Below are 19,013 nucleotides of genomic sequence, written 5' to 3' on the forward strand. Positions count from 1 at the left end.
GCTAGATATGTTGCAGCTTACTCATGTTACCTTAAAAATGCGACAAGTCATCTTACAAGATGTTGATTTTACATTTGAAAAGGGTAGGATTTATGGTATTCTTGCTATAAATGGCTCTGGAAAGACGACACTGTTCCGTGCCATTAGCAATTTAATTCCTATAAGTAGCGGAAATATCGCAGTCTCTCCTTCTTTGTTTTATTATGAGAGTATTGAATGGCTGGATGGAAACTTAAGTGGGATGGACTATCTTCGCCTGATCAAGAACATCTGGAAGTCAGGGCTGAACTTGGGGGATGAAATTACCTATTGGGAAATGTCTGACTATATCAGCCTTCCCATCCGTAAGTATTCCTTAGGCATGAAGCAACGCCTGGTGATTGCCATGTATTTCCTCAGTCAGGCGAAATGCTGGCTTATGGATGAGATTACAAATGGCTTAGATGAGTATTATCGACAGAAGTTTTTTGATAGGCTAGCACAAATCGATAGACAAGAGCAGCTGGTTCTTTTAAGTTCCCACTATAAGGAAGAGTTGGTTGATGTCTGCGATAGAGTAGTAACCATTCATCGGGGAAAGATAGAAGAGGTTTAGTTTATGAAAGATGTTGGTCTATTTTTATTAAAAAAAGTTTTCAAAAGTCGCTTAAATTGGATTATCTTAGCTTTATTTGTATCTGTACTCGGTGTTACCTTTTATTTCAATAGTCGGACTGCAAACTCAGTCAGCTTGGAGGGAGAGTTGGAAACTCGTCTTGTAGCAATTGAGAGAGTCATCAATGAATATGAAGAGAAACTCTCCCAAATATCTGACACCAGCTCGGAGGAATACCAAATTGCTAAAAATACTTTAGACGTGCAAAAAAATCATTTGACTCAAAAGACAGAAATTCTGACTTTATTAAAAGAAGGGCGATGGAAAGAAGCCTACTATTTGCAGTGGCAAGATGAAGAGAAGAATTATGAAAGGATATCAAATAGCCCGACTTCTAGCTCTGAACTAAAAATGGGGGCTGACCGCGAGCGAAAGATTTACCAAGCCTTATATCCCTTGAACATAAAAGCCCACAATTTAGATTATCCTACCCACGGGATTGATCAGATTGTCTGGATTTTAGGGGTTATCATCCCAAGCTTATTTGTGATTGCTATTATTTTTATGCTAACGCAACTATTTGCAGAAAGATATCAAAATCATCTGGATACAGCTCAGTTATATCCTTTTTCAAAAGTGACATTTGCAATGTCTTCTCTTGGAGTTGGAGTGAGCTATGTAACTGTGCTGTTTATTGGAATCTGTGGTTTTTCTTTTCTAGCGGGAAGTCTGATAAGTGGTTTTGGACAGTTAGATTATCCCTACCCGATTTATAGCATAGCGAATCAAGAGGTAACTATTGGAAAGATACAAGATGTGTTATTTCCTGGCTTGTTATTAGCTTTCTTAGCCTTTATCGTCATTGTGGAAGTAGTGTACTTGCTTGCTTACTTTTTCAAGCAAAAAATGCCTGTCCTCTTTCTTTCACTCATTGGGATTGTTGGCTTATTGTTTGGTATCCAAACAATTCAGCCTCTTCAGAGGATTGCACACCTGATTCCCTTTACTTACTTGCGTTCAGTGGAGATTTTGTCTGGAAGATTACCTAAGCAGATTGATAATGTCAATCTAAATTGGGACATGGGGCTAGTCTTACTTCCTTGCCTGATTATCCTTTTGTTAGTGGGGATTCTATTTATTGAAAGATGGGGAAGTTCACAGAAAAAAGAATTTTTTAATAGATACTAGCTTTCCTATAGGGAAAATAAGTAAAAACTAACATAGAGAGGTAATCAACTTGTTTCTCTCTTTTTGATTAGGAAATCAAACCAAAATACAAACAGAAACTTTTCAAAAAATAACTTTTTATCTTGACAAGAGTTCGAAAACTTGGTATCATATAAAAGTTGAGAAAAGCAGAAGTGAGAGCTTCTCGCCTTGTGACATTAAGTTGCCTGGCCCTACGGATGAAAAGTTTCTAAGAAACGCTATCATAACGTGCGGGCTTGTATATTTACGAGTCCGCTATTGTTTTTCTCTAATAAAACAAAAGAGGTGAAAACCATAGCAAAGCAAGACTTATTCATCAATGATGAGATTCGTGTACGTGAAGTTCGCTTGATTGGTCTTGAAGGAGAACAGCTAGGCATCAAGCCACTCAGTGAAGCGCAAGCTTTGGCTGATAACGCTAATGTTGACCTAGTATTGATTCAACCCCAAGCCAAACCGCCTGTTGCAAAAATTATGGACTACGGTAAGTTCAAATTTGAGTACCAGAAGAAGCAAAAAGAACAACGTAAAAAACAAAGTGTTGTTACTGTGAAAGAAGTTCGTCTAAGTCCAACTATTGACAAGGGTGACTTTGATACAAAACTTCGCAATGCACGCAAATTCCTTGAAAAAGGAAATAAAGTTAAGGTATCTATTCGCTTTAAGGGTCGTATGATTACCCATAAAGAGATTGGTGCAAAAGTTTTAGCCGAGTTTGCTGAAGCAACTCAAGATATTGCCATCATCGAACAACGTGCTAAAATGGATGGACGTCAAATGTTCATGCAATTGGCGCCAGCGACTGACAAAAAATAATTGTCAGAAAGTTAAATAAAGGAGAAAAAATCATGCCAAAACAAAAAACACACCGCGCATCAGCTAAACGTTTCAAACGTACAGGTTCTGGTGGACTTAAACGTTTCCGTGCTTACACTTCTCACCGTTTCCACGGAAAAACTAAGAAACAACGTCGTCATCTTCGTAAAGCATCTATGGTGCATTCAGGAGATTACAAACGTATCAAAGCAATGCTTACTCGCTTGAAATAATAGCTTGACTGTAAGTAAAGAATTCTAGGAAATATTTGGAGGAAATAAAACATGGCACGTGTTAAAGGTGGCGTTGTATCACGCAAACGTCGTAAACGTATTCTTAAATTAGCAAAAGGTTACTATGGAGCTAAACACATCTTGTTCCGTACTGCAAAAGAACAAGTAATGAACTCTTACTACTATGCATACCGTGACCGTCGTCAGAAAAAACGTGACTTCCGCAAATTGTGGATCACTCGTATCAACGCGGCAGCTCGTATGAACGGACTTTCATACTCACAATTGATGCATGGTTTGAAATTGGCTGAGATCGAAGTTAACCGTAAAATGCTTGCTGACTTGGCTGTTAACGATGCAGCAGCTTTCACAGCTCTTGCAGATGCAGCTAAAGCAAAACTTGGTAAATAATAACAGATAAGACTGGAACAGGATTGTCCCAGTCTTTTTAAAAATAAAGGAGAAAAATATGGCTTCAAAAATGCTACACACTTGCTTGCGAGTAGAAAATCTTGAAAAATCAATTGCATTTTATCAAGATGCTTTTGGTTTTAAAGAATTGCGTCGCAGAGATTTTCCAGACCATGCCTTCACGATTGTTTATCTAGGTCTTGAGGGTAACGACTATGAGTTGGAGTTGACTTATAACTACGATCATGGTCCTTATGTGGTTGGAGATGGATTTGCCCATATCGCCCTCAGTACACCTGATCTTGAGGCTCTTCACCAAGAGCACAGTGCCAAAGGCTATGAAGTGACTGAGCCAAATGGTCTACCTGGAACTGCACCTAACTATTACTTTGTCAAAGATCCTGATGGATATAAGGTCGAAGTTATTCGTGAAAAATAATCTCGTGAAGTCAAGTAGAATGTTCGTTTTCTACTTGACTTTTTTAATCTGAAAGAGTATACTAATAAAAATTTAACCTTTAAGGGGAGTCCAGAGAGACTCACAAGGTGTCAGATAAAAGAATAGTACAATTTTCTAGAGGAGACTTTTTGAGTGTGCTCTCTTGTGTTGTACGATTTTAACTGAGGCCTTGCACTAGCAAGGTCTTTTCTTTATCTGGTCCCCTTAAAATTTAAGGAGGAAAAGTCATGAATCCCACATGTAAGAAACGTTTGGGTGCAATTCGTTTGGAAACCATGAAGGTGGTTGCACAGGAGGAAATCGCGCCAAAAATCTTTGAATTAGTCCTAGAAGGGGAAATGGTTGAAGCTATGCGAGCAGGCCAATTTCTTCATCTGCGTGTGCCTGATGACGCCCATCTCTTGCGTCGCCCTATTTCAATTTCGTCTATCGATAAGGTTAAGAAGCAGTGTCATCTCATTTATCGGATTGAAGGAGCTGGGACCGCTATTTTCTCAACCTTAAGTCAGGGAGATACTCTTGATGTGATGGGTCCTCAGGGAAATGGCTTTGACTTGTCTGATCTTGATGAGCAGAGTCAGGTTCTCCTTGTTGGTGGGGGGATTGGTGTTCCGCCCTTGCTTGAGGTTGCTAAGGAATTGCATGCGCGTGGTGTGAAAGTAGTGACAGTCCTTGGTTTTGCTAATAAGGATGCTGTTATTTTAGAGACGGAATTAGCTCAATATGGTCAAGTCTTTGTAACGACAGATGATGGTTCTTATGGCATCAAGGGAAATGTTTCTGTTGTTATCAAGGATTTAGACAATCAATTTGATGCTGTTTACTCATGTGGGGCGCCTGGAATGATGAAGTATATCAATCAAACCTTCTATAACCATCCAAGAGCCTATCTATCCTTGGAATCCCGTATGGCTTGTGGGATGGGTGCTTGCTATGCCTGCGTCCTAAAAGTGCCAGAAAGCGAGACGGTCAGCCAACGGGTCTGTGAAGATGGCCCTGTTTTCCGAACAGGAACAGTTGTATTATAAGGAGAAAATTATGACTAGAAATCGTTTACAAGTTTCTCTACCAGGCTTGGATTTGAAAAATCCGATTATTCCAGCATCAGGCTGTTTTGGTTTTGGTCAAGAGTATGCCAAGTACTATGATTTAGACCTTTTAGGTTCTATTATGATCAAGGCGACAACTCTTGAACCACGCTTTGGGAATCCAACTCCAAGGGTGGCAGAAACACCTGCGGGCATGCTCAATGCAATCGGTTTGCAAAATCCTGGTTTAGAAGCTGTTTTAGCTGAAAAGCTACCGTGGTTGGAAAGAGAATATCCAAATCTTCCCATCATTGCCAATGTAGCTGGTTTTTCAAAACAAGAATATGCGGCTGTTTCTCATGGGATTTCCAAGGCAGATAATGTAAAGGCTATTGAGCTCAATATTTCTTGTCCCAACGTAGATCACTGTAATCACGGACTTTTGATTGGTCAAGACCCAGATTTGGCTTATGATGTAGTAAAGGCAGCTGTAGAGGCATCAGATGTACCAGTTTATGTCAAACTAACCCCTAGTGTGACCGATATCGTTACTGTCGCAAAAGCTGCAGAAGATGCGGGAGCAAGTGGCTTAACCATGATCAATACTCTAGTTGGAATGCGCTTTGACCTCAAAACCAGAAAACCAATCTTGGCCAATGGAACAGGTGGAATGTCTGGTCCAGCAGTATTTCCAGTAGCCCTCAAACTCATCCGCCAAGTAGCTCAAACAACAGACCTGCCTATCATTGGAATGGGGGGAGTGGATTCGGCAGAAGCTGCCTTAGAAATGTATCTGGCTGGAGCATCTGCTATTGGAGTTGGAACAGCTAACTTTACCAATCCATATGCCTGCCCTGATATCATCGAAAATCTGCCAAAAGCCATGGACAAATACGGCATTAGCAGTCTGGAAGATCTACGCAAGGAAGTAAAAGAGTCTCTGAGGTAAACTGCAATCAATCTGTTCTTGATTTTTTATCAGTTTGTAATGTTGATTATAGAGAATTTTGATACAATAAAATAGAAAGAACAGAGGAAGTAAATTAATGAAGAAATTGAGATTTATTTTTTTAGCCCTGCTATTTTTCTTAGCTAGTCCAGAGGGTGTAATGGCCAGTGATGGTACTTGGCAAGGAAAACAATACCTGAAAGCAGATGGGGGTCCAGCAGCGAATGAGTGGGTTTTTGATGCTCATTATCAATCTTGGTTTTATATAAAAGAAGATGCCAACTATGCTGAAAACGAATGGATGAAACAAGGTGACGACTATTTTTACCTAAAATCTGGTGGCTATATGGCCAAGTCAGAATGGGTAGAAGATAAGGGAGTCCTCTATTATCTTGACCAAAATGGAAAGATGAAAAGAAATGCTTGGGTAGGAACTTCCTATGTTGGTGCAACAGGTGCCAAAGTAATCGAAGACTGGGTCTATGATTCTCAATACGACGCTTGGTTTTATATCAAAGCAGATGGACAACACGCAGAGAAAGAATGGCTCCAAATTAAGGGCAAGGACTATTATTTTAAATCTGGTGGTTATCTACTGACAAGTCAGTGGATTGACCAGGCTTATGTGAATGCCAGTGGTGCCAAAGTACAGCAAGGTTGGCTTTTTGACAAACAATACCAATCTTGGTTTTACATCAAAGAAAATGGAAAACATGCTGAGAAAGAATGGATTTTTGAAAATGGTCACTATTATTATCTAAAATCCGGTGGCTATATGGCAGCCAATGAATGGATTTGGGATAAGGAATCTTGGTTTTATATAAAATCTGATGGAAAAATGGCTGATAAAGAATGGTTATACGATGCTAAAAATCAAGCCTGGTACTACTTCAAATCCGGTGGCTACATGGCGAAAAATGAGACAGTAGATGATTATCAGCTTGGAAGTGATGGTAAATGGCTTGGAGGAAAAGCTACAAATGAAAATGCTGCTTACTATCAAGTAGTGCCTGTCACAGCCAATGTTTATAATGCAGATGGTGAAAAGCTCTCCTATATATCACAAGGTAGTGTTGTCTGGCTAGATAAGGATAGAAAAAGCGATGACAAGCGCCTAGCTATTACTGTTTCTGGTTTGTCAGGCTATATGAAAACAGAAGATTTACAAGCACTAGATGCTAGTAAGGACTTTATCCCTTATTATGAGAGTGATGGCCACCGTTTTTATCACTATGTGGCTCAGAATGCTAGTATCCCAGTAGCTTCTCATCTTTCTGATATGGAAGTAGGCAAGAAATATTATTCGGCAGATGGGCTGCATTTTGATGGTTTTAAGCTTGAGAATCCCTTCCTTTTCAAAGATTTGACAGAGGCTACAAACTACAGTGCTGAAGACTTGGATAAGGTATTTAGTCTGTTAAATATTGACAATAGTCTCTTGGAAAACAAGGGAGCTACTTTTAAGGAAGCCGAAGAACATTACCATATCAATGCCCTTTACCTCCTTGCCCATAGTGCCTTAGAAAGTGACTGGGGACGAAGTAAGATTGCCAAAGATAAGAATAATTTCTTTGGAATTACAGCCTATGATACGACCCCTTACCTTTCTGCCAAGACATTTGATGATGTGGATAAGGGAATTTTAGGTGCAAGCAAGTGGATTAAGGAAAATTATATCGATAGGGGCAGAATTTTCCTTGGAAACAAGGCATCTGGTATGAATGTGGAATATGCTTCAGACCCTTATTGGGGCGAGAAAATTGCTAGTGTGATGATGAAAATCAATGAAAAACTAGGTGGCAAAGATTAGTCCTATAATTGGATATGATTTGATTAAATAGTATGTTAAAAATCCTGATTTCAAGTAAAATCAGGATTTTTTCATGGATGCGATTTTTTCTGGGTCTGGTGTAACGCGTAGGGTCTTTTGTCCTGTGTAAGTGACAAAGCCAGGTTTTCCACCAGTTGGTTTGTTGAGTTTCTTGACTTCAATCATATCTACCTGAACCAGATTTGACAGGCGCCCTTGAGAGAAGTAGGCGGCTAGTTCTGCCGCGTCTGTCTTGACTTCATCGGATGGGTCAAGATTTCCTGAGATGACAACATGGCTTCCAGGAATGTCCTTGGCATGGAACCAAAGTTCCTCCTTGCGGGCCATTTTAAAGGTTAGCTCCTCGTTTTGAAGGTTGTTTCGGCCGACATAGATGATGGTTTTGCCATCGCTTGCTAGATATTGTTCTGGCTTTTTGCGCTTCTGAATTTTTTCTCGCTGTCTTCTACGAATAAAGCCTGTTTGAATCAATTCTTCACGGATTTCAGCGATTTCTTCTAGTCCAGCTTGGTTGAGGACGGTCTCCACACTTTCCAGATAGAGAATGGTTGCCTTGGTTTCTTCAATCAGATCAGTCAAGTATTTGACCGCTTCTTTGAGTTTCTGATAACGTTTAAAATAGCGTTGGGCATTCTGGTTGGGTGTTAGAGCCTTATCAAGCGCAATGGTGATAGGTTGGTTGGTGTAGTAGTTGTCTAGGATAACCTGGTCTTGGTCGTTAGGCACTTGGTGGAGGAAGGTTGTCAGCAATTCCCCTTTTTGGCGAAATTCTTCAGCATTGTCTGTCGCCAGTAACTCTTTTTCCTGTTTTTTGAGTTTGTGTCGGTTTTTCTGAAGTTCATTTTCAACACGGCGAATGAGTTCACTGGCTTGCTGTTTTACCCGGTCGCGCTCAGCCTTATCCTTATAGTAGGTGTCCAACAAATCAGAAAGATTTGCAAAAGGCTCTCCCACTTGATTTGCAAAAGGAACTGGACTGAAGGAAGTCTCAGTCAAGCATGGTTTGGTTTCTTGATTGAAAAAGTTTCGGAAAGTGGAAAGTTTTTCACTAACCAGTATCCTTTCCAATTCATTTGCCGTATCGCGTCCCAGACCTTGAAAGAGGCTTTGAAGATTTTTAGCTGTCGTTTCCTGTGTTTGTAGGATTTCAAAGAGCTTTTCATCCTTGATCGTAAAAGGATTGAGAGATTCCGTACTTGGCGGAGCGATATAGGTCGACCCAGGAAGCAAGGTGCGGTAGCTATTTTGTGAAAAGCCGACGTGTTTAATGACTTCGAGGATTTTGTGGCTACTTTTATCAACCAGTAGAATATTACTGTGTTTGCCCATGATTTCGATAATCAAGGTAGCCTGAATATGGTCCCCAATCTCGTTTTTATTGGAAACTGTCATTTCCACAATACGGTCATTTTCAATCTGCTCGATCGATTCAATCAGGGCACCCTGCAAATATTTTCTTAAAACCATGATAAAGGTAGAAGGCTGGGCTGGGTTTTCAAAAGTTGTTTGGGTCAGCTGAATGCGTCCAAAAACAGGATGGGCAGAGAGGAGTAGGCGATGACTTTGGCGATTGCTACGGATTTGCAAGACCAACTCTTGTTCAAAAGGCTGATTGATTTTCTGAATGCGACCATTCACTAACTCTCTTCGCAATTCCTCAACCATGTGGTGTAAAAAAAATCCGTCAAATGACATCGTTCTCTCCTTGTGATTGTATTCCATAGTATTATATCAAAAAGGTAGAATAAAATCATGGAAATGTGGTATAATAAAGCCAAGTAAAGAGAAACGAGAAGCACATGTATATTGAAATGGTAGATGAAACTGGTCAAGTTTCAAAAGAAATGTTGCAACAAACCCAAGAAATTTTGGAATTTGCAGCCCAAAAATTAGGAAAAGAAGACAAGGAAATGGCAGTTACCTTTGTGACTAATGAACGTAGTCATGAACTCAATCTGGAGTACCGTGACACAGACCGTCCGACAGATGTTATCAGCCTTGAATATAAGCCAGAGTTGGAAATTGCCTTTGACGAGGAAGATTTGCTTGAAAATCCGGAATTGGCAGAGATGATGTCTGAGTTTGATGCCTATATTGGGGAATTGTTCATCTCTATCGATAAGGCTCATGAGCAGGCCGAGGAATATGGCCATAGCTTTGAGCGTGAGATGGGCTTCTTGGCAGTACACGGCTTTTTACATATCAACGGCTATGATCACTACACTCCGGAAGAAGAAGCGGAGATGTTCGGTTTACAAGAAGAAATTTTGACAGCCTATGGACTCACAAGACAATAAACGAAAATGGAAAAATCGTGACCTGATATCTAGTTTAGAATTTGCCCTCACAGGGATTTTTACTGCTATCAAGGAAGAACGCAATATGCGAAAACATGCAGTGACGGCTCTCGTGGTCATCCTAGCAGGTTTTGTTTTTCAGGTGTCACGAATCGAATGGCTCTTTCTCCTATTGAGCATTTTCTTGGTAGTAGCGTTTGAGATTTTCAACTCTGCTATTGAAAATGTGGTGGATTTGGCCAGTCACTATCACTTTTCCATGCTGGCTAAAAATGCCAAGGATATGGCGGCTGGCGCGGTATTAGTGGTCTCTCTTTTCGCAGCCTTAACAGGCGCATTGATTTTTCTCCCACGAATCTGGGATTTATTATTTTAAACAGTAAGAGGAAATTATGACTTTTAAATCAGGCTTTGTAGCCATTTTAGGACGTCCCAATGTTGGGAAGTCAACCTTTTTAAACCACGTCATGGGGCAAAAGATTGCCATCATGAGTGACAAGGCGCAGACAACGCGCAACAAAATCATGGGAATTTACACGACTGATAAGGAACAAATCGTCTTTATCGATACGCCAGGGATTCACAAGCCTAAAACGGCTCTAGGAGATTTTATGGTAGAATCTGCCTATAGCACCCTTCGTGAAGTGGATACCGTTCTTTTCATGGTGCCTGCTGATGAAGCGCGTGGTAAGGGGGACGATATGATTATTGAGCGTCTCAAGGCTGCCAAGGTTCCAGTGATTTTAGTGGTGAATAAGATTGATAAGGTTCATCCTGACCAGCTTTTGTCTCAGATTGATGATTTTCGTAATCAGATGGACTTTAAGGAAATCGTTCCAATCTCAGCCCTCCAAGGAAATAACGTCTCTCGTCTAGTGGATATTTTGAGTGAAAATCTAGATGAAGGTTTCCAATATTTCCCGTCTGATCAAATCACAGACCATCCAGAACGATTCTTGGTTTCAGAAATGGTTCGCGAGAAAGTCTTGCACCTAACTCGTGAAGAGATTCCGCATTCTGTCGCAGTAGTTGTGGATTCTATGAAACGAGATGATGAGACAGACAAGGTTCATATCCGTGCAACCATCATGGTCGAGCGTGATAGCCAAAAAGGGATTATCATCGGTAAAGGTGGCGCTATGCTTAAGAAAATCGGTAGCATGGCCCGTCGTGATATCGAACTTATGCTAGGAGACAAGGTCTTCCTAGAAACATGGGTTAAGGTCAAGAAAAACTGGCGCGATAAAAAGCTAGATTTAGCTGACTTTGGCTATAATGAAAAAGAATACTAAGTAGAGGTGGGCTCATGCCTGCTTCTTGTTTTTACAGAAGGAGGATTTATGCCTGAATTACCTGAGGTTGAAACCGTTCGTCGTGGATTAGAAAAATTGATTTTGGGAAAGAAGATTTCGAGTGTAGAAATTCGTTATCCCAAGATGATTAAGACGGATTTGGAAGAGTTTCAAAGGGAATTGCCTAGTCAGATTATCGAGTCAATGGGACGTCGGGGCAAATATTTGCTTTTCTACCTGACAGACAAGGTCTTGATTTCTCATCTGCGGATGGAGGGCAAGTATTTTTACTATCCGGACCAGGTTCCTGAACGCAAGCATGCCCATGTTTTCTTCCAGTTTGAAGATGGTGGTACGCTTGTTTATGAGGATGTTCGCAAGTTTGGTACTATGGAACTCTTGGCGCCTGACCTTTTGGAAGCCTACTTTCTTTCTAAAAAATTAGGTCCTGAACCAAGCGAACAAGACTTTGATGTGCAGGTCTTTCAAGCTGCCCTATCCAAGTCTAAAAAGCCTATCAAATCCCATCTCCTAGACCAGACTTTGGTAGCTGGACTTGGCAATATCTATGTGGATGAGGTTCTCTGGCGAGCTCAGGTTCATCCAGCTAGACCTTCCCATACTTTGACAGCAGAAGAAGCGACTGCCATTCATGACCAGACTATTGCTGTTTTGGGACAGGCTGTTGAAAAAGGTGGTTCCACCATTCGGACCTATACCAATGCCTTTGGGGAAGATGGGACCATGCAGGACTTTCATCAGGTCTATGATAAGACTGGCCAAGAATGTGTACGCTGTGGTACCATCATTGAAAAAATCCAATTAGGCGGACGTGGAACTCACTTTTGTCCTCAGTGTCAAAGGAGGGGCTGATGGGAAAAATCATCGGAATCACTGGGGGAATTTCCTCAGGTAAGTCAACTGTGACAAATTTTCTAAGAAAGCAAGGCTTTCAAGTGGTGGATGCCGACGCGGTTGTCCACCAACTACAGAGACCTGGTGGTCGTCTGTTTGAGGCTCTAGTCCAGCACTTTGGTCAAGAAATAATTCTAAAAAACGGAGAACTTAATCGCCCTCTCCTAGCTAGTCTTATCTTTTCAAATCCTGAAGAACGGGAATGGTCTAGGATAACTCAAGGAGAGATTATCCGTGAGGAACTAGCTACGTTGAGAGACCAGTTTGCTCAGACAGAAGAGATTTTCTTCATGGATATTCCCCTACTTTTTGAGCAGGACTACAGTGCTTGGTTTGATGAGACTTGGTTGGTCTATGTGGACCGAGATGTCCAAGTAGAACGCTTAATGAAAAGGGACCACTTGTCCAAAGATGAAGCTGAGTTTCGTCTGGCAGCCCAGTGGCCTTTAGAGAAAAAGAAAGATTTGGCCAGCCATGTTTTAAACAACAATGGAAATCAGGACCAGCTTCTTACTCAGGTGTTCTCCCTGCTTGAGGGAGGTAAGCAAGATGACAGAGATTAACTGGAAGGATAATCTGCGCATTGCCTGGTTTGGTAATTTTCTGACAGGAGCCAGTATTTCCTTAGTTGTGCCTTTTATGCCCATCTTTGTGGAAAATCTGGGTGTAGGGAGTGATCAAGCTGCTTTTTATGCAGGTTTAGCTATTTCTGTCTCTGCCATTTCTGCGGCGCTCTTTTCTCCTATCTGGGGTATCCTTGCTGACAAATACGGTCGAAAGCCCATGATGATTCGTGCTGGTCTGGCCATGACCATTACTATGGGAGGTTTGGCCTTTGTGCCAAATATCTATTGGTTAATCTTTCTTCGTTTACTGAACGGTGTATTTGCGGGTTTTGTTCCTAATGCTACAGCTTTGATAGCCAGTCAGGTTCCCAAGGAGAAATCAGGAACTGCCTTAGGTACTTTGTCTACAGGCGTAGTTGCAGGTACTCTAACTGGTCCCTTTATCGGGGGATTTATCGCAGAATTATTTGGCATTCGTACTGTTTTCTTACTGGTTGGTAGTTTTCTATTCTTAGCTGCTGTTTTGACTATTTGCTTTATCAAGGAAGATTTTCAACCAGTAGCCAAGGAAAAGGCCATCCCAACAAAGGAATTATTCACATCAGTTAAATACCCCTATCTCTTGGTCAACCTCTTTCTGACTAGTTTTGTCATCCAATTTTCAGCCCAATCAATCGGCCCTATCTTAGCTCTGTATGTGCGCGACTTAGGCCAGACAGAGAATCTTCTCTTTGTATCTGGTTTGATTGTGTCCAGTATGGGCTTTTCCAGCATGATGAGTGCAGGAGTCATGGGCAAGCTAGGTGACAAGGTGGGCAATCATCGTCTCTTGGTTGTAGCCCAGTTTTATTCAGTCATCATCTATCTTCTCTGTGCCAATGCTTCTAGCCCCCTTCAACTAGGCCTCTATCGTTTCCTCTTTGGATTGGGAACCGGTGCCTTGATTCCCGGAGTTAATGCCCTTCTCAGCAAGATGACGCCCAAAGCTGGTATTTCGAGGGTCTTTGCCTTTAATCAGGTATTCTTTTATCTGGGCGGTGTCGTTGGTCCCATGGCAGGTTCTGCAGTAGCAGGTCAATTTGGCTACCATGCAGTCTTTTATGCGACAAGCCTTTGTGTTGCCTTTAGTTGTCTCTTTAACCTTCTTCAATTTCGAACATTATTAAAAGTAAAGGAAATCTAGTGCGAGTAAAAATTAATCTCAAATGCTCCTCTTGTGGCAGTATCAATTACCTAACCAGTAAAAACTCAAAAACCCATCCAGACAAGATTGAGGTTTTAAAGTATTGTCCCAAGGAAAGAAAAGTAACCCTACATCTTGAATCTAAGTAGATTTTATGGTAAAATAATAGGGATTTTAAGGAGTTTGATATGTATAACCTATTATTAACCATTTTATTAGTATTATCTGTTGTGATTGTGATTGCGATTTTCATGCAACCAACCAAAAACCAATCCAGCAATGTATTTGATGCCAGCTCAGGTGATTTGTTTGAACGCAGTAAAGCACGCGGTTTTGAAGCTGTAATGCAGCGATTGACAGGGATTTTAGTCTTTTTCTGGCTAGCCATTGCCTTAGCATTGACGGTATTATCAAGTAGATAAGAAAATAATGGGCAGGACTAGGTCTTTGCCTCTTTTTATTTTTAAAAGATATTTGAGAAGGTTTTACAGTAAAAGAAAATTAAAAAATCTAGAAAGAAAATATGAAAGATAGAATAAAAGAATATTTACAAGATAAGGGAAAGGTAACTGTCAATGACTTGGCTCAGGTCTTGGAAAAAGATGGGTCCAAGGATTTTCGTGAGTTGATTAAAACCTTGTCCTTAATGGAAAGAAAGCATCAGATACGCTTTGAAGAAGATGGCAGTCTGACCTTGGAAGCCAAGAAAAAACATGAGATTACTCTCAAGGGGATTTTCCATGCTCATAAAAATGGCTTTGGCTTTGTCAGCCTAGAAGGCGAGGAGGACGATCTTTTTGTAGGAAAAAACGATGTCAACTATGCTATTGATGGTGATACCGTTGAGGTCGTGATTAAGAAAGTAGCTGACCGCAACAAGGGAACAGCAGCAGAAGCAAAAATTATCGATATTCTAGAACACAGTTTGACAACTGTTGTCGGACAAATCGTTCTAGATCAGGAAAAACCCAAGTATGCTGGCTACATCCGTTCAAAGAATCAGAAAATCAGTCAACCGATTTATGTAAAAAAACCAGCCCTTAAACTAGAGGGAACAGAAGTTCTCAAGGTCTTTATCGACAAATACCCAAGCAAGAAACATGATTTCTTTGTCGCTAGTGTCCTCGATGTGGTGGGGCATTCAACAGATGTCGGAATTGATGTCCTTGAGGTTTTGGAGTCTATGGACATTGTCTCAGAATTTCCAGAGGCTGTTGTCAAAGAAGCAGAAAGTGTGCCTGATGCTCCGTCTCAAAAGGATATGGAGGGTCGTCTGGATCTAAGAGATGAGATTACCTTTACCATTGATGGTGCTGACGCGAAGGATTTGGACGATGCCGTGCATATCAAGGTCTTGAAAAATGGAAATCTGGAGCTTGGTGTTCACATCGCAGATGTTTCCTACTATGTGACCGAAGGTTCTGTCCTTGACAAGGAAGCCCTTAACCGTGCGACTTCTGTCTATGTGACAGACCGTGTGGTTCCAATGCTTCCAGAACGACTGTCTAATGGAATTTGCTCCCTCAATCCTCAAGTTGACCGCCTGACCCAGTCTGCCATTATGGAGATTGATAAACATGGTCGTGTGGTCAACTATACCATTACACAAACAGTTATCAAGACCAGTTTTCGTATGACCTATAGCGATGTCAATGATATCCTAGCTGGCGATGAAGAAAAGAGAAAAGAATATCATAAAATTGTTCCAAGTATTGAACTCATGGCCAAGCTCCATGAAACTTTAGAAAACATGCGTGTGAAACGTGGTGCCCTCAATTTCGATACCAATGAAGCTAAGATTTTAGTGGATAAGCAAGGCAAACCCGTTGATATCGTTCTTCGTCAGCGTGGTGTTGCCGAGCGCATGATTGAGTCCTTCATGTTGATGGCCAACGAAACAGTGGCTGAGCATTTTAGCAAGCTGGATTTGCCTTTTATCTATCGAATTCACGAGGAGCCTAAGGCTGAAAAGGTTCAGAAGTTTATTGATTATGCTTCTAGTTTTGGCTTGCGCATTTATGGGACTGCCAGTGAGATTAGTCAGGAGGCACTTCAAGACATCATGCGTGCTGTTGAGGGAGAACCTTATGTAGATGTCTTGTCCATGATGCTTCTTCGCTCTATGCAGCAGGCTCGCTATTCAGAGCACAATCACGGTCACTATGGCCTAGCGGCTGATTATTACACTCACTTTACCAGTCCGATTCGTCGTTATCCAGACCTTCTTGTTCACCGTATGATTCGGGATTACGGCCGTTCTAAGGAAATAGCAGAGCATTTTGAACAAGTGATTCCAGAGATTGCAACCCAATCTTCCAACCGTGAGCGTCGTGCTATTGAGGCTGAGCGTGAAGTCGAAGCCATGAAAAAGGCTGAGTACATGGAAGAATACGTGGGTGAAGAGTATGATGCAGTTGTATCAAGTATCGTTAAATTCGGTCTCTTTGTTGAATTGCCAAACACGGTTGAGGGTTTGATTCACATCACAAATCTACCTGAATTTTATCATTTCAATGAGCGGGATTTGACTCTTCGTGGAGAGAAATCGGGTACAACCTTCCGTGTAGGTCAGCAGATTCGCATTCGCGTTGAAAGAGCTGATAAGATGACAGGTGAAATTGACTTCTCTTACATTCCAAGTGAATTTGATGTGATTGAAAAAGGATTGAAACAGTCTAGTCGTAGTGACAGAGGGCGTGGCTCAAATCGTCGTTCAGATAAGAAGGAAGACAAGAGAAAGTCAGGTCGCTCAAATGATAAGCGCAAGCATTCACAAAAAGATAAAAAGAAAAAAGGAAAGAAATCTTTTTACAAAGAAGTAGCTAAGAAAGGAGCCAAGCATGGCAAAGGGCGAGGGAAAGGTCGTCGCACAAAATAAAAAGGCACGCCACGACTATACAATCGTAGATACGCTAGAGGCAGGAATGGTCCTGACAGGAACTGAGATCAAGAGCGTTCGAGCAGCTCGAATTAATCTCAAGGATGGCTTTGCCCAAGTAAAAAATGGAGAAGTCTGGTTGAGCAATGTCCATATCGCGCCTTACGAAGAGGGCAATATATGGAACCAAGAACCAGAACGTCGCCGTAAACTCTTGCTCCATAAGAAACAAATCCAAAAATTAGAGCAAGAGACTAAAGGAACAGGAATGACACTGGTTCCCCTCAAAGTCTATATCAAAGATGGTTACGCTAAACTCCTTTTAGGTTTAGCTAAAGGGAAGCATGACTATGATAAACGGGAGTCTATCAAACGACGTGAGCAGAATCGCGATATTGCGCGCGTGATGAAAGCTGTCAACCAGCGATAAGATAAAAAGAGGAATGAAAATGGAAAAACTAGTTGCCTACAAACGCATGCCACTGTGGAATAAACAAACAATGCCTGAAGCTGTCCAGCAGAAACACAATACCAAGGTCGGGACTTGGGGCAAGATTACTGTTATAAAAGGAGCCCTCAAGTTTATTGAATTGAGTGAAGAAGGAGAAGTTCTAGCTGAACATCTCTTTGAAGCAGGAGCAGACAATCCAATGGCGCAACCACAAGCCTGGCACCGAGTGGAGGCTGCCACAGACGATGTGGAATGGTACTTGGAATTTTATTGTAAACCTGAGGACTATTTCCCTAAGAAATACAATACCAATCCTGTTCATTCAGAAGTTCTGGAGGCTATGCAGACAGTGAAACCGGGTAAAGCCTTGGATTTGGGTTGTGGTCAGGGTCGTAATTCCCTCTTTTTGGCCCAGCAAGGCTTTGATGTGACAGCTGTTGATCAAAATGAATTGGCTCTTGAAATCTTGCAAAGTATTGTGGAGCAAGAAGATTTGGACATGCCTGTTGGTCTTTACGATATCAATTCAGCCAGCATTGGACAAGCCTATGATTTTATCGTTTCAACAGTTGTTCTCATGTTTCTACAAGCAGATCGTATTCCAGCTATTGTCCGAAACATGCAGGAGCACACCACGGTCGGTGGTTACAATCTTATCGTCTGTGCCATGGACACGGAGGATTATCCTTGCTCAGTGAACTTCCCATTCACATTTAAAGAAGGAGAATTGGCAGACTACTACAAGGATTGGGAGTTGGTCAAGTACAATGAAAATCCAGGTCATTTGCACCGTCGCGATGAGAATGGCAATCGCATTCAACTACGCTTTGCGACCATGCTAGCTAAGAAAATCAAATAAACATGAATGAAGATTAGGAATTTTCCTGATCTTTTTTCTTTTTTTCGAATAATATAGAAAAGGAGGGAAATCATGTTTGTTGCGAGAGATTCTAGGGGAGAGTTGGTAAATGTGTTAGAGGATAAGCTTGAGAAGCAAGCATACACCTGCCCAGCTTGTGGAGGTCAGCTCCGTTTGCGGCAAGGACCAAGTGTCCGAACCCATTTTGCCCATAAATCTTTAAAAGACTGTGATTTTTCCTTTGAAAATGAAAGTCCAGAACACCTGGCCAATAAGGAATCTCTCTATCACTGGTTGAAAAAAGAGGCAGAGGTACAATTAGAATACCCCCTTCCAGAGCTTAAACAGATTGCAGATGTATTTGTAAATGGCAATCTAGCTCTAGAAGTTCAGTGTAGTCCCTTACCACAAAAACTTCTTAAAGAGCGTAGTGAGGGCTATCGTAGTCAGGGTTACCAAGTACTGTGGTTGCTGGGTCAAAAACTGTGGCTCAAAGACCGCTTAACCCGTCTGCAACAAGGGTTTCTCTATTTCAGTCAAAACAGGGGCTTTTATGTTTGGGAATTAGACAAGGAAAAACAAGTTTTAAGGCTTAAATATCTCATTTACCAGGATCTACGTGGTAAACTCTATTATCAGATCAAGGAATTTCCCTATGGTCAAGGTAGTTTATTGGAAATATTGCGTCTTCCCTATAAGAAACAAAAAATATCTCATTTTACGGTTTCTGAGGATAAGGACATCTGTCGCTATATCCGGCAACAACTCTATTATCAAAATCCTTTTTGGATGAAAGAACAAGCAGAAGCCTATCAAAAGGGAGAAAATCTCCTGACTTATGAGCTAAAAGCATGGTATCCCCAAATTAGACCACTAGTGGGCAAATTTTTCCAGATTGAACAAGACTTGAATAGCTATTATCAGCACTTTTACACCTATTATCAAGAAAATCCTCAAAATGATTGGCAAAAGCTTTATCCACCAGCCTTTTATCAGCAATATTTCTTGAAAAATATGGTAGAATAGAAAGGATGGAGGAA

Annotated in this window: 22 protein-coding genes and 1 other annotated feature; of the genes, 21 read left to right on the forward strand and 1 reads right to left on the reverse strand. The window is 41.2% G+C overall.

Annotation, left to right across the window (positions count from 1 at the left end; all coding sequences use genetic code 11):
• The first annotated feature begins 7 nt into the window (after positions 1-7).
• The 9 genes from B7695_RS09845 to B7695_RS09885 all read left to right on the forward strand — a co-directional run bounded on the left by B7695_RS09845 (position 8) and on the right by B7695_RS09885 (position 7,511).
• The gene (locus B7695_RS09845; protein ID WP_084891444.1) at positions 8-595 is read left to right on the forward strand and encodes an ATP-binding cassette domain-containing protein; all 588 of its coding nucleotides are present in this window, start codon (positions 8-10) and stop codon (positions 593-595) included.
• 3 nt (positions 596-598) lie between these two features.
• Positions 599-1,783, forward strand: a complete 1,185-nt coding sequence (locus B7695_RS09850) for a hypothetical protein (protein ID WP_084891446.1) — start codon at positions 599-601, stop codon at positions 1,781-1,783.
• A 159-nt stretch (positions 1,784-1,942) separates the two neighbouring features.
• Positions 1,943-2,074: a sequence feature (ribosomal protein L20 leader region), on the forward strand.
• A gap of 15 nt (positions 2,075-2,089) precedes the next feature.
• The gene (gene infC, locus B7695_RS09855; RefSeq protein ID WP_000848180.1) at positions 2,090-2,620 is read left to right on the forward strand and encodes a translation initiation factor IF-3; all 531 of its coding nucleotides are present in this window, start codon (positions 2,090-2,092) and stop codon (positions 2,618-2,620) included.
• Between the two features lie 32 nt (positions 2,621-2,652).
• Positions 2,653-2,853 (forward strand): 50S ribosomal protein L35, encoded by a 201-nt coding sequence (rpmI, locus tag B7695_RS09860; protein WP_001125943.1) that lies wholly within the window; start codon positions 2,653-2,655, stop codon positions 2,851-2,853.
• A gap of 51 nt (positions 2,854-2,904) precedes the next feature.
• Entirely contained in the window at positions 2,905-3,264 is a 360-nt protein-coding gene (gene rplT, locus B7695_RS09865) for a 50S ribosomal protein L20 (RefSeq protein ID WP_000124834.1), read from the forward strand.
• Between the two features lie 58 nt (positions 3,265-3,322).
• Positions 3,323-3,703, forward strand: a complete 381-nt coding sequence (gene gloA / locus B7695_RS09870) for a lactoylglutathione lyase (RefSeq protein WP_084891448.1) — start codon at positions 3,323-3,325, stop codon at positions 3,701-3,703.
• Between the two features lie 248 nt (positions 3,704-3,951).
• The gene (locus tag B7695_RS09875; RefSeq protein WP_084891450.1) at positions 3,952-4,752 is read left to right on the forward strand and encodes a dihydroorotate dehydrogenase electron transfer subunit; all 801 of its coding nucleotides are present in this window, start codon (positions 3,952-3,954) and stop codon (positions 4,750-4,752) included.
• The gene (locus B7695_RS09880) at positions 4,715-5,701 is read left to right on the forward strand and encodes a dihydroorotate dehydrogenase (RefSeq protein WP_192855780.1); all 987 of its coding nucleotides are present in this window, start codon (positions 4,715-4,717) and stop codon (positions 5,699-5,701) included. The genes B7695_RS09875 and B7695_RS09880 overlap by 38 nt, the downstream gene beginning before the upstream one ends.
• A gap of 97 nt (positions 5,702-5,798) precedes the next feature.
• Positions 5,799-7,511, forward strand: a complete 1,713-nt coding sequence (locus B7695_RS09885) for a glucosaminidase domain-containing protein (RefSeq protein WP_084891454.1) — start codon at positions 5,799-5,801, stop codon at positions 7,509-7,511.
• A gap of 60 nt (positions 7,512-7,571) precedes the next feature.
• On the opposite strand, the gene pavA is transcribed toward B7695_RS09885, so the two are convergent.
• Positions 7,572-9,227: an Rqc2 family fibronectin-binding protein PavA gene (gene pavA, locus B7695_RS09890; RefSeq protein WP_084891456.1), complete on the reverse strand. Its 1,656-nt coding sequence runs from the start codon at positions 9,225-9,227 to the stop codon at positions 7,572-7,574.
• 104 nt (positions 9,228-9,331) lie between these two features.
• Here pavA and ybeY point away from each other — a divergent pair, with 104 nt between their 5' ends.
• The 12 genes from ybeY to coiA all read left to right on the forward strand — a co-directional run bounded on the left by ybeY (position 9,332) and on the right by coiA (position 18,999).
• A complete protein-coding gene (ybeY, locus tag B7695_RS09895; protein WP_000275156.1) occupies positions 9,332-9,829 on the forward strand; it encodes an rRNA maturation RNase YbeY in 498 nt (165 codons plus the stop codon).
• Positions 9,810-10,205, forward strand: a complete 396-nt coding sequence (locus B7695_RS09900) for a diacylglycerol kinase family protein (RefSeq protein ID WP_084891459.1) — start codon at positions 9,810-9,812, stop codon at positions 10,203-10,205. The genes ybeY and B7695_RS09900 overlap by 20 nt, the downstream gene beginning before the upstream one ends.
• A 16-nt stretch (positions 10,206-10,221) precedes the next feature.
• The gene (gene era, locus B7695_RS09905) at positions 10,222-11,121 is read left to right on the forward strand and encodes a GTPase Era (RefSeq protein WP_084891461.1); all 900 of its coding nucleotides are present in this window, start codon (positions 10,222-10,224) and stop codon (positions 11,119-11,121) included.
• Positions 11,122-11,169: 48 nt separating this feature from the next.
• On the forward strand, positions 11,170-11,994 hold the full coding sequence (gene mutM, locus B7695_RS09910) for a DNA-formamidopyrimidine glycosylase (protein ID WP_084891463.1): 825 nt from the start codon (positions 11,170-11,172) through the stop codon (positions 11,992-11,994).
• Positions 11,994-12,599 carry a dephospho-CoA kinase gene (coaE, locus tag B7695_RS09915; protein ID WP_084891465.1) on the forward strand — a complete coding sequence of 202 codons (606 nt, stop codon included), beginning with the start codon at positions 11,994-11,996 and terminating at the stop codon, positions 12,597-12,599. Before mutM ends, coaE begins: the two co-directional genes overlap by 1 nt.
• Complete coding sequence (locus B7695_RS09920; protein WP_084891467.1) at positions 12,586-13,785, forward strand: multidrug efflux MFS transporter PmrA; 1,200 nt, start codon at positions 12,586-12,588, stop codon at positions 13,783-13,785. The genes coaE and B7695_RS09920 overlap by 14 nt, the downstream gene beginning before the upstream one ends.
• Entirely contained in the window at positions 13,785-13,934 is a 150-nt protein-coding gene (rpmG, locus tag B7695_RS09925; protein WP_001809104.1) for a 50S ribosomal protein L33, read from the forward strand. Before B7695_RS09920 ends, rpmG begins: the two co-directional genes overlap by 1 nt.
• Positions 13,935-13,973: 39 nt before the next feature.
• The gene (secG, locus tag B7695_RS09930; protein WP_000282517.1) at positions 13,974-14,207 is read left to right on the forward strand and encodes a preprotein translocase subunit SecG; all 234 of its coding nucleotides are present in this window, start codon (positions 13,974-13,976) and stop codon (positions 14,205-14,207) included.
• A gap of 101 nt (positions 14,208-14,308) precedes the next feature.
• On the forward strand, positions 14,309-16,663 hold the full coding sequence (rnr, locus tag B7695_RS09935; RefSeq protein ID WP_084891469.1) for a ribonuclease R: 2,355 nt from the start codon (positions 14,309-14,311) through the stop codon (positions 16,661-16,663).
• Positions 16,626-17,093 (forward strand): SsrA-binding protein SmpB, encoded by a 468-nt coding sequence (gene smpB / locus B7695_RS09940; protein ID WP_001051750.1) that lies wholly within the window; start codon positions 16,626-16,628, stop codon positions 17,091-17,093. The genes rnr and smpB overlap by 38 nt, the downstream gene beginning before the upstream one ends.
• A gap of 19 nt (positions 17,094-17,112) precedes the next feature.
• Positions 17,113-17,973 (forward strand): SAM-dependent methyltransferase TehB, encoded by an 861-nt coding sequence (gene tehB, locus B7695_RS09945; protein WP_084891471.1) that lies wholly within the window; start codon positions 17,113-17,115, stop codon positions 17,971-17,973.
• A 72-nt stretch (positions 17,974-18,045) separates the two neighbouring features.
• Positions 18,046-18,999, forward strand: coding sequence for a competence protein CoiA (gene coiA / locus B7695_RS09950; protein ID WP_084891473.1), 954 nt, complete (start codon positions 18,046-18,048; stop codon positions 18,997-18,999).
• Positions 19,000-19,013: the final 14 nt, after the last annotated feature.

This window comes from Streptococcus mitis (assembly GCF_002096845.1).
GTDB classification, from domain to species: Bacteria; Bacillota; Bacilli; order Lactobacillales; family Streptococcaceae; genus Streptococcus; species Streptococcus mitis_A.